Origin of the sequence: Methanospirillum sp., assembly GCF_035406105.1 — an archaeon.
Lineage (GTDB): Archaea > Halobacteriota > Methanomicrobia > Methanomicrobiales > Methanospirillaceae > Methanospirillum.
Genome location: NZ_DAONKG010000282.1, coordinates 1 through 2,716, shown reverse-complemented (window position 1 = coordinate 2,716; position 2,716 = coordinate 1). Strand labels below are relative to the sequence as shown.

3 protein-coding genes and 1 pseudogene are annotated in these 2,716 nt (G+C 40.2%); all 4 read left to right on the top strand.

Annotation, left to right across the window (positions count from 1 at the left end; translation table 11 throughout):
- Window positions 1-507 (top strand): annotated as a pseudogene (locus PLA23_RS12410) (glycosyltransferase family 2 protein); the annotation flags it as partial.
- A 30-nt stretch (window positions 508-537) separates the two neighbouring features.
- A complete protein-coding gene (gene acpS, locus PLA23_RS13870) occupies window positions 538-948 on the top strand; it encodes a holo-ACP synthase (RefSeq protein WP_502883632.1) in 411 nt (136 codons plus the stop codon).
- Window positions 948-1,184 (top strand): acyl carrier protein, encoded by a 237-nt coding sequence (locus PLA23_RS12405; protein WP_324475384.1) that lies wholly within the window; start codon window positions 948-950, stop codon window positions 1,182-1,184. Before acpS ends, PLA23_RS12405 begins: the two co-directional genes overlap by 1 nt.
- Complete coding sequence (locus PLA23_RS12400) at window positions 1,181-2,653, top strand: class I adenylate-forming enzyme family protein (RefSeq protein ID WP_324475383.1); 1,473 nt, start codon at window positions 1,181-1,183, stop codon at window positions 2,651-2,653. Before PLA23_RS12405 ends, PLA23_RS12400 begins: the two co-directional genes overlap by 4 nt.
- Window positions 2,654-2,716: the final 63 nt, after the last annotated feature.

Here is a 2,716-nt window from a genome sequence, read left to right as displayed (position 1 = left end):
ATTGCATCCGGGTACTGGCAACTTATGGATCCGCAGAATGGATATACAGCGATCTCCCGCCGTGCTCTTGAGACGATCTCGCTCGATGCCATATATCCCCGGTACGGATACTGTAATGATCTCCTGGTCTGGCTGAATACGTTCGGCTTTCGGGTCAGGAATGTGCCTCATCCGGCCAGGTACGGGCTTGAGCGGTCGAAGATAAAATATTCTACGTATATTGTCCGGTTATCCTGGTTATTGTTAAATGCGTTTATCTGGCGGATGAAGACGAAATATGTCGTATTATCGTTTCATCCTTTGGTGTTTTTCTATTGTGCGGGCGTTTTTTTTACGTTTATTTCGTTTTTGTTCGGAATTTATGCACTCTGGTTTAAGTTTGTCGAGAAAAATCCTATTTTTGTTCCTGCAGTGGTGTCGGTGATAGTGTTTGGGATTGGGGTTCAGTTTTTGCTTTCGGCCATGATGTTTGATATGCAGGAGGAGAATAAGGGAACGTGGTATTGAAAAAAAATTCTTATTAGTTATATAGCGAAAATGACCAATAATAATCACAGAGTACCACAATTTTCTATTGGTATTGATATGGAATTGATAGATCGGTTTGAAAATGTATCGCTCGAATCACATACTCGCTTATTAAATCGAATTTTCTCTGCAAGGGAACTCAATTACTGTTTCTCTAAAGTGAATCCAGCACCCTGCTTATGTGGATGTTTTTGTGCGAAAGAGGCAATAATAAAAGCTTTTTCATCACTTCATCACTCCAGGCTCTCGTTTCCGGAAATTGAGATTGTACATGATGGTAAGAGCGGTCCGAAGGTAAATATTATTGGAGAAAAGTTCACGACAGATTTTTTAGATAATATTGAAATAAAAATAAGTATTGCTCATACCGCTCAAGTAGCAGTCAGTAATGCTTTGGTTATATTGTGGTGTGATAGGTAATGGATGAAGATACCATAAAAAAAATATTTGCTCAGGCATTTGAAATTTCTGAAGAAGAAGTAACCGATGAGATTGCCTATAACTCGTACCAACCCTGGGATTCTCTAAAACACCTCCAATTGGTCTCCATGTTAGAAGAAGAACTGGGTATTGAATTTGAAATGGATGATATCATTGATATGAGTTCTTATAAGAAAGTTAGGGAAATTGTTTTGAAATATCTCCAGAAAAAATGAATTTTATTGATTATTTATTTGAATATTCAAAGCATTCAGACAATTTTTTACTTTTATCCCGGAACGTGTCTCTTACGTACCGGGACATCTATGGTGATATACTCAGAATCTCTTCATGGATACAGAATTCTATCGGTACCAATAGCCGGATAGGAATCCTTGCAGATAATTCTCCTTTTTTTGTCCAGGTATATGGTGGCATCATCCACTCTGGAAATACTGCTGTCATAATCGATACAAAAAGTTCTTCGAAAGAGATCAAAAATATAATTTCGCGATGTTCTATTCCTATTGTCTTTGCAGATCAGAAATATGAATCACTCGCGGCCGGAGTCAGAGTGATCTCTTGTATACCAGGGGATACCTCTCAAAGCAATTTGTGTTTACCTTCGCAAATTCCTAAAGATACATGTGCAGTAATTATCTTTACCTCTGGTAGTACCGGGGTAAAAAAAGGGGTGATGCTTACTCATAATAATCTCATTGCAAACACCAATTCAATCCTTCAATACCTGAACCTGTCTTCTGATGATCGAATGATGGTTGTTCTACCCTTTTTTTATTGTTATGGGGCTTCACTTCTTCATACGCATATACGGGCAGGTGGCAGCCTTGTTCTTGACCAGTCTCCATTTCTGGGTGGTGCATTAAAAGGGATCAATGAGTTTCAATGTACCGGATTTGCCGGTGTTCCAAGTACCTTTTTAATCCTGGTTCAGAAAACTCCGTTTCTTAACCTGAAGTTTCCTAGTCTTCGGTATTTCACCCAGGCCGGGGGACATCTGTCCAGTTCAGTGATTCAAAAAATTGGCAGAACCTTCCCTGATAAAAAATTTTATGTGATGTATGGGGCAACGGAGGCAACGGCCCGTTTATCATACCTGCCTCCTGATTTACTTTTTGATAAACCAGATTCTATTGGGAAGGGGATTCCTGGTGTCACCCTTGAGGTGCGGAATGAAGAGGGCAACGTAGTGAGGCCTGGTGAAGTGGGCGAGATTGTCGCGGCCGGGGATAATATTATGATCGGCTATCTGGATGAACCGGATGAGACAGCCCGGGTTATCAGAGATGGATGGTATTATACCGGTGATCTTGCGACTGTTGATGATGAAGGTTTTATTTATATTATCGGAAGAAAAGGTACTTTTATAAAATCTGCCGGCTTTCGGGTATCTCCGCAAGAGATAGAGGATGTTATTATGCAGGTTGATACCGTTGATGCATGTGTGGTGTTTGGTATTCCCCATCCTATCCTCGGCGAAGCAATAATCGCCTGTATTCAATCAGAGTCTGATGGTGAAGGTCTTATTTCTTCGGTGAAAAAACATTGTTCAAGTCTTCTTCCCTCTCATAAGCAACCGGCGGATATTTTTATTCTCCAATATCTTCCCTTAAATTCATCTGGAAAGCCGGATAGGGATGCCATTAAAAGACTTTATAAATTGCATGACAATCAATCGGAATGAATCTCTGATCTCCCGGATATGGGATTTCGGGGTGTACGATCTCACTGAATATGAGCGTGAAAT